Annotated in this window: 6 protein-coding genes; all 6 read right to left on the reverse strand. The window is 35.9% G+C overall.

From position 1 onward, the window contains the following. Positions 1-2 precede the first annotated feature (2 nt). Positions 3-2,915: a PEP/pyruvate-binding domain-containing protein gene (locus tag DNG35_RS09590; protein WP_111128501.1), complete on the reverse strand. Its 2,913-nt coding sequence runs from the start codon at positions 2,913-2,915 to the stop codon at positions 3-5. A 96-nt stretch (positions 2,916-3,011) separates the two neighbouring features. After that, the gene (locus tag DNG35_RS09595; RefSeq protein WP_111128503.1) at positions 3,012-3,623 is read right to left on the reverse strand and encodes a hypothetical protein; all 612 of its coding nucleotides are present in this window, start codon (positions 3,621-3,623) and stop codon (positions 3,012-3,014) included. Positions 3,624-3,626: 3 nt separating this feature from the next. Beyond that, a complete protein-coding gene (locus tag DNG35_RS09600; RefSeq protein ID WP_111128504.1) occupies positions 3,627-4,121 on the reverse strand; it encodes an RNA polymerase sigma factor in 495 nt (164 codons plus the stop codon). A 58-nt stretch (positions 4,122-4,179) separates the two neighbouring features. After that, positions 4,180-4,584, reverse strand: coding sequence for a hypothetical protein (locus DNG35_RS09605; RefSeq protein WP_111128506.1), 405 nt, complete (start codon positions 4,582-4,584; stop codon positions 4,180-4,182). Then, the gene (locus DNG35_RS09610) at positions 4,575-5,099 is read right to left on the reverse strand and encodes a hypothetical protein (RefSeq protein ID WP_111128508.1); all 525 of its coding nucleotides are present in this window, start codon (positions 5,097-5,099) and stop codon (positions 4,575-4,577) included. The genes DNG35_RS09605 and DNG35_RS09610 overlap by 10 nt, the downstream gene beginning before the upstream one ends. Before the next feature lie 139 nt (positions 5,100-5,238). After that, complete coding sequence (locus tag DNG35_RS09615; protein ID WP_255419918.1) at positions 5,239-7,566, reverse strand: choice-of-anchor I family protein; 2,328 nt, start codon at positions 7,564-7,566, stop codon at positions 5,239-5,241. Positions 7,567-7,596 lie beyond the last annotated feature (30 nt).

Genomic DNA, 7,596 nt, shown 5'->3' on the forward strand with positions numbered 1-7,596 from the left:
CTTTATATTTTGGTGGTTAAGGATAATTCTTTGTTTTCGTCTATTTCGGGATCAATAGATTGCAAGTAAGATGAGCTTAGTGCATTTTCGTTTTCAACAAAAGGTCTAATCTGAAAAAGCCATAACTTATTATCTTTAAAACCTAGTTCTACATCATAGGGTCCAGTATTGGAAGTCTTGGTTTTTTGCGGAATAGTATTGCGAATAATTTTAGCCAAGCTTCTAATCTGATTGATGTTATGCTGCGATAAAATAGGGTGATCTAGACTGGTACTGTTCTTTTCGAGTCCTCCATTTTCAGGAAGCCTATTGTAGGTTATTTCACGTGAAGGTGAAAGCAGCGTCAGTCCCTTTGGCATACCTATGAGCCAAGATTCTGCCGATTGTCCGTCTACTGCGCCTCCTGCACCTTTACTAAAAGCCACTGTCAAATTTTCGGGATTATCATTACTTATTCCTTTGGTGATCAAAACACCACTATAATCTACATCTACAGAAGGTATGATTAATATCGACGGGAATACATTTTCTGGATTAGTAAGGTATTTTTGTCTCCATTTAAAACTTCTATCGGTGTATGGAGAAGCCCAAACATCTCTAATACCTTGAAGGATTTTATCTCTTTGACGTACGTTAAAAACCGTAAGGTTTAGTCCTGCACCTGTAAAATTTCCCAAATCCTCCATATTGGTGTCGCTTCTTAAAAAAACAGGTACTTGCCCCAACGATCGATTAAAATTTAGTTGAAAACTATTCTCAAGTTTCTTTATAAAATCGGGTTGTAGATTTATTTTTTTAATGGCTTCACTTAACAAATAAAGTCTATCTAATTGGCATTGCTCAATCTCATCTTTATCTACCTTATCTTCTCGCATTTTTTCTGCTTCTGTAAAAGTTGCCTTTAAATAATCCCAATAGCTACCTTCTTGCAATGGCATTTTTTGATTCATATGGTTTTTAAAGACTCCAAAAGGAATAACAGTACCATTTACCACATTGTTAGGGAACATCGCCTTCAGCTGACCCAAGTTTGCTGCCTTCGGGCCGCAAAATATTCCCGAGCTTTTGGCGTCAATTTCTGTGAGGTTAAGCAAATCATTTTCTTGAAGATTTATTTTATCGATAGGTACAGCTATTTTCTCCTCTTTCTTTTCAGAAGCCTCATTGTCAAAAAGCTCTTCTTCCTCATTACTCATATCATCAGTTTCTTTTAAAACAATGGCACCTTTCGGTGAAACTGCATAGAAAACCTCTTTACCCTCAAATTTCTTTAGTTGTTCAAAATTTTCTGCGGAAATGAGACTGTTGGGTATGCCTAAATTACGGGCTAAAAGCTGAACATGGGAAACGAGATTTCCTTCGGCAACCGTAGCAATCCCTGCTACAGGTTTTAAATCTGAGGGTGGTTGACGGAAAATATAAATATGATCAGGGTTGACTTTTATGTTTCCATCTTCGACAATAATTAATTTTCCTTTTGCATAACCAGGGTTTAAACCTCGGGCATCATTGGGGTGTTTTACGCTCAATAATTTATTGGAAAGCTCGGTTTCTTCTTTTAGGAAATCACTTAATTCACTTACAGTTTCACCTAATTTAAGCACAATTGAAGAGCGTACGGCATTATCTAAAAAACCATTCACTTTGGGTTCAAAATCTCTATAAACAGCTATATCCTTTTCATAAATGGTATGTAAGCGAGAGCTGCTCCAGTCAACTATACTTCTTGCCGCTCTTTGTAGCTGTTCTAGTTCTTGTAGGCTTATCTTCTTGGTATTACTTATTTGTAGCTGATTTTCTACCTGATTCCATTCCCACCATTCGATATAACCTGCACTTGCTGCTGCTTGTGCCAATAAGTATATTTTATCTAATTGATCTAATAATGAAGCCGGTTCCCATTTAGAAGTGTTGGTGAACATAATCATTTCCAATTCATTTAAAACATCAAGCATTTGCAATCTGTCTGAAGAACTACTGACCGTTATAAGTTGACTTCTGATATCGCACATCAAGCTGGAAGTGTCTTCCAATAAAATCTTTGTTGGGAGAGAATCTATTCGCTGCGCTGCAAACTTTTCCAAAGCTAGCCTTAAGTAATGGTTTTGAGGTAAAGCAGCGGCTTTTTCTTTAAAACTTGCTAAGTTTACAGGAGCATAAAATTTAGTCATCGCTCGTTTAAGGGAATCTAAATCGTGTTTTAAGTCTGCTTCTAAATCTTTTTGGTGCTCCTCTGTAAATTTTTCGACAAGTTCTATATCAGATGCTGCAGGTTGCCCGTGAATCTTTGTTCTGATATCGATAAAATCAGGATACTCATCGGAGATGGTTTTGCTTAAAGTCCTAATGATTTGCGACTGCTGTTCTTCGGTATTATGCGGTATTTCTAGGGTCGATTGTTTAATCAGCAAAAAGTTTTCGTTTACTCTCTGGTCACTGGCAAGAAGCCAATTGTAGAAGTTTATTCCCCATTCTTTTTCATCTTCAGATTGTACAGACCCACGGTAAAATTGGGCTTTCCGCATAATCCAGCCATCATCAATCCTGTTTAAATACTTATTGAGTAAATACTGTTTGAGCCTAGAATGATTATTTATAGCATCCCAGAAATCATTTTTATCAGTATAAGCTAAAATATCCGCAAAAAAAAGGTGGTTTTTTTTATGGAGTTCTTCCACTTCAGCTTTGTAACTAGCGTGTTGGATACCTCCGATATGGTCAGGGCAAGGATCTTTTGGACCTCTTCTAGTACCGTCATCACAAAACCACTCTATTTTTTTATAAGGACCTCGAGGGTTATTTTTGTAAGATTCTATTCTAGCCTTAATTTCTTTATCAGAAACTTTTTGTGCTGATGTGTTTTGAGGTAGGAATACCACAATAAAAATTATGGAAAACAGTAAGTTTTTAAACATGCTTTAGAGAGTGATTTTTAAACAGTTGATTTTTTCAAATCTAACGATAAGTTCTGTTAAAATACTACTAAAGAAATGTTTGCAGCATCATAAATTTTAAAGTTCCAATCTTTTCAGCTCTTTATAATTTCGCTTTAGTTTCCTTAAAAGTAAACCGTAAACGAGCGTATATATGAGCCAAATCACACCAATAAAGATGATACAAGCCGCCAAACCAAACAAAATAACTGCCCACATATTGATGCTTTTTTGATTGATTTCTGCCAAATAAGTAGAGGTGAAAAGATAATATATCATAAAAGAAACTGCCATCGATAGGAGCATAAAGCCAATGTAATATTTTACCACCCGTCTGGTTTTTAGTATGTTTTGCATAAGTTCCCTAGCAGAATCTACAGCACTTATTTTTTGGTATCTTTTGTAAAATGCAATGATAAAAGCAAAAGTGATGATATACGAAATAGCATATAAAACATAAGTAAATGTGGTCAAATGCATTCCTTCGACAAGTTCCCAATACTCTTTGTCTGCCAAAAATAAGTTAAGCACAAATCCTAGCCCTAACTCTATGATACTGATGTAAAATATCCATTTTACAATCGAAGAGGATTTCTTCAAGAGCATTTTGTAGAGCTCATCGGCTTTGTATTTGGGCAGACTCTCGTCTTGTTTTTGCCACTCTTTTTTTAATAGATCTAATTCTTTCATATGTTAAACACTCAAAATTTCTCTGAGCTTCTTTTTTATCCTGTTCATTTTTACACGGGCATTTACTTCAGAAATACCCAATGTTTCTGCTATCTCTTGGTAATTTTTATCTTCTAAATATAGAAAAACCAATGCTTTGTCGATATCGTTTAGTTCCTTTATCGCAGCATACATGAGTTTTAGATTGTTTTCTGTGGTTGGGTCGTACGCTTCTGCTTTTATCTTAAAACTTACGTTTTCCAACGGAAAGGATTTGACGCTCTTCTTAGATTTTCGGTAAAGCGTAATGGCGGTATTTAATGCTACGCGATACATCCAAGTACTAAATTTTGCATCGCCTCTAAACTTAGGGAAAGCCTTCCATAGTTGTATGGTAATTTCCTGAAATAAATCGTTATGCTCATCCTGATTGTTGGTGTATAGCCGACAAATCTTATGGGCAATGTTCTGATTCTCTTCGAGTAGTTTTACAAACTGATGTTCTAAACTTTCTTTCACTTAGGCGGTTCTAACAATTGGTGTATAAAAAGTAAGAATTGTTACATTTAAAATGAAATTACTTGTCTTTATTTTTATTCGGAATTAGCTTTTTCAAACTCATCAAACCATAAATAGCAATAACCGAAATACAAGCAGCAGTTCCTAAGCCTCCGCCAAAACCGTTAAAAAACTTGCTGGAATTGAGGTAAACAAAAGTAAAGACAATACTGGCAAAAACAACTTGTAACCGTTTCGGAAATATTTTTTGATTTACCATTCCTACAAACGAAGCACCGTAAAAAACCAAAGGTACTTCTTGCAGGAGCTCACTTTCGTGAAATGGAAACAAATGCCAAAGTAAAGCGATGGTAAGTGAAGGTAAAGCCGAAGCGACCACGACATTCATTTCTTTTTTATGAACGAGCAAATAGGGTATAATTCCGCCGAGAATTCCTGATATGTAGAGCAAAATTATATCCATATCAAACCGAATAAATAAATGAGAAAAGTAATCATAGCTATTCCGCTAAAGGCTGTCGAACCTAATTTTCCTCCAAAACCTTGTAAAACATTAGGTGAAAGCACAAAGATAATTCCGCTGACAAGCGAAGCAAAAAAGATAAACAAGTAATGAAACGGGGTAAAAGGAAAACACATCCCAACGAAACAGCCGGTATAAGCTGCGGTCTGGATGATTTTTTGATTGATTTTTAACCATTTTCCGAAAGGCAACATACAAAACAATAAAGCCACCGATGCCGATGAAGTTACGGTATCAAAATTAAATTCTAACGTCAAAAAAGTGGTGGCTAAAGCCGCAACAACCACAAACGGAATATACTTTGAGGACAATCTTTCAAAAGGTATTTTCTTTCGCGAAAGCATAAAATAGGCAAGAAGTATCGCAACCGAAATTCCAATACATAAACCAAAATTGAATTTGGTTTTTGGGTATTTTTCAATAAGAATTGCAGCAATGAAGACGCTGTGTAGCAACAGAAAGAAACACAGGATGATAAGATTTGGTCGGTATTTGGTTGTTTTTCTGATGTTTTTATTGCAAAGATGTGGTTTTTCATGTAAATAAAAAAGCCACTGAAAAATCAGTGGCTTTAGACTTCATTGTTGAGGTTGGTTAGTTAACAATTAGCTTTTGTATAGCTCCGTTTTGGTTTCTTACAATATAAGTTCCTGCCGAGAGTATCGCTGTGGAAAAATGCGTTTGATTTTTGCCATTGAGCAATTTTCTGCCTTGTAAATCATACACTTCAAAAGTGGTAGGTTGATTAAAAAATACCTTTCCGTTAGTATTTGGATTTGGGTAAATCGTAAAATCATGGCCAACTTGGGTCAAGTTTTGTGTAGCTAAAACATTATTCATTTCGTAAACACTTATAGTAGCACTTACTTCGTTTGCAATCACGATAAGACCTTTGTTGAGAGCGTTGTCTTGTGGTTTTACATAAACAATACTTTCCGGCGCTAAATCTCCTAAATTTGCGATATCATCTTCACCAGGGGTTGTGCTTCTGTTGTTAAAATAACCTTCGAATACTGGGCTTGTAGGGTCTGTAATATCATAAACCATAAAACCGCCAACTCTTTCTAAGGCAATAAATGCGTAGAAATTACCATTGATTTCTTGAACAATTACAGCTTCGGGTTCTGGGCCTTTATTGTCGCTTCTGTTTTTTAGTTCGTTTTCATCATCAGTTGCATTAAAAATTGCACTGTAGGTTGGGTGCTCTTCTATAATTCTTTCAAAGTCAGAACCGCTATCATAAACTTGATTTCCTGTTGTTGCATCATAAATACTAAATGAACGGCCACCAAAAGCATAAAGTTCTTCGTATTCACCATCGTTGTCAGTATCTCCGTGCGTGTCTGTAAAAGTTAGTTTTCCTAAGTTTTCTTCAATTTCTAAAAAAGACTGATTTGAAAATACCGCTGGGTCTAACATTAAATCTTCTAAATCTACTTCTTCTTCATAAGTGTCATATTCTCTAGCGTCTCCTTCGTTTGCAGTAACAATATAAGTGGTACCATTTACTGTATAGCTAGCAATTGCATCTGGCATATACATTCCTTTTATAGGCCAATTTGCCATAAAGATAAAATCTTGTTCGTTTGATGTATCAAGCGCATTTTCTGGTAAGCTATGGTCTTTGTAACCTAATGGTAAAATTTCTGTGATTTGCATTGCTGCTAAATCTACAACAGCAATAGCATTGTTTTCCTGTAAAGTAACCCAAGCTTTTTGACTGTCTGCTGACACGGTAATATATTCTGGCTCTAAGTCTTGAGAAACAGTAGCTCCAGGGCCAAATATTCTTACACCATCGGTTTTTAGTTGAGCTTCTTGAGCGTCAAATGCATTAAAGTCTAAATGAGTTACATCTGCTTGTGTAAGGTTTGCAACTCCTGCCGTTAAATCTATAATAGAAATACTTCCTTCTGGGTCGATGGTATAATCACCGTTTGGCTCACCTTCGTTAGCGACCAAAAGCATTGTTCCATCAGGTGAAAATGTGATCATATCTGGTAAAGCTCCGACAGTTAGAGTGCTTTGAATTGTTCCATCTACATCCATAAAAACAACCATACCGTTTTGTGTTTTATCTGTAGGAACAGCTGTTGCAGCTAATATTCCGTTATGGTAAGCTACACTTGTTCCGCTTTCGCCGTGAGTTGATAAATCTGCGGTTGAGATTGTTGTAATGTTTTGTGGGTCTGAAAAATCTAAGATTTCTACACTTGCATTACCACTGTTCATTACAAAAAGTCTTTCGCTTACAGCGTCGTGAGCTAAAATTTCTGAACCAGGATTGGCACCTTCAATATTAAAGTTATTTAAGAATGCAATTCCTAATGTGTTTGCAGCTGTAGGAGCGTGCATCTCATCGTCTAAAATATATACTACATGAATATTGTCTTCTCCTATATCTAAACCGTTAGGATTAGAAAGTTCTATCGCTACCAAAACATCGCTGTTAGTATTGGTGTTGTCATTAATAGTAAGAGTCACCGATTGAGTTAATGCTCCTGTACTTGTAAATGTAAGTGTTTGCGTGGTATAAGTGTAATCTTGACTGTTTACAGCGGTACTTTCATTTGTTAAAACAGAAACATCTATACTTGCGGTATTTTGTGGTAAAGCCGAAATCTCAACATCTATAGCTACCATTGTTCCGTCTTCAGATACACTTTGGTAAGCGTCAGAAAATTTTACGTCTAGTAATGCTACAGCTTGGTAACTGCCTAAGGCAACATGTCCGCTTAAAGCCGAATCACCATTACAAAGCCCTTTTCCGTCTAAGAAATTTAATGTGCCGAAAGTCCAGTTGTTGGCATCAAAATTTCCAGCATTAGCGGTGGCACCATTGTTTCTTAAATAATAAGTGTCTTCGTGTTCTGTATTATACTGATATAGGTTGACTCTTTTTTGATAGCTATATTTTAATATTTAGATGTTGAGTTGGTGTAAATTTACATT

The sequence above is a fragment of the Mesonia sp. K7 genome (assembly GCF_003233725.1).
Taxonomy (GTDB): Bacteria; Bacteroidota; Bacteroidia; order Flavobacteriales; family Flavobacteriaceae; genus Mesonia.

Bases quoted from the DNA above. Each gene is read 5' to 3' on its own strand.
- DNG35_RS09605 (WP_111128506.1), bottom strand. From the start codon at position 4,584: ATGGATATAATTTTGCTCTACATATCAGGAATTCTCGGCGGAATTATA.
- DNG35_RS09590 (WP_111128501.1), bottom strand. From the start codon at position 2,915: ATGTTTAAAAACTTACTGTTTTCCATAATTTTTATTGTGGTATTCCTA.
- DNG35_RS09595 (WP_111128503.1), bottom strand. From the start codon at position 3,623: ATGAAAGAATTAGATCTATTAAAAAAAGAGTGGCAAAAACAAGACGAG.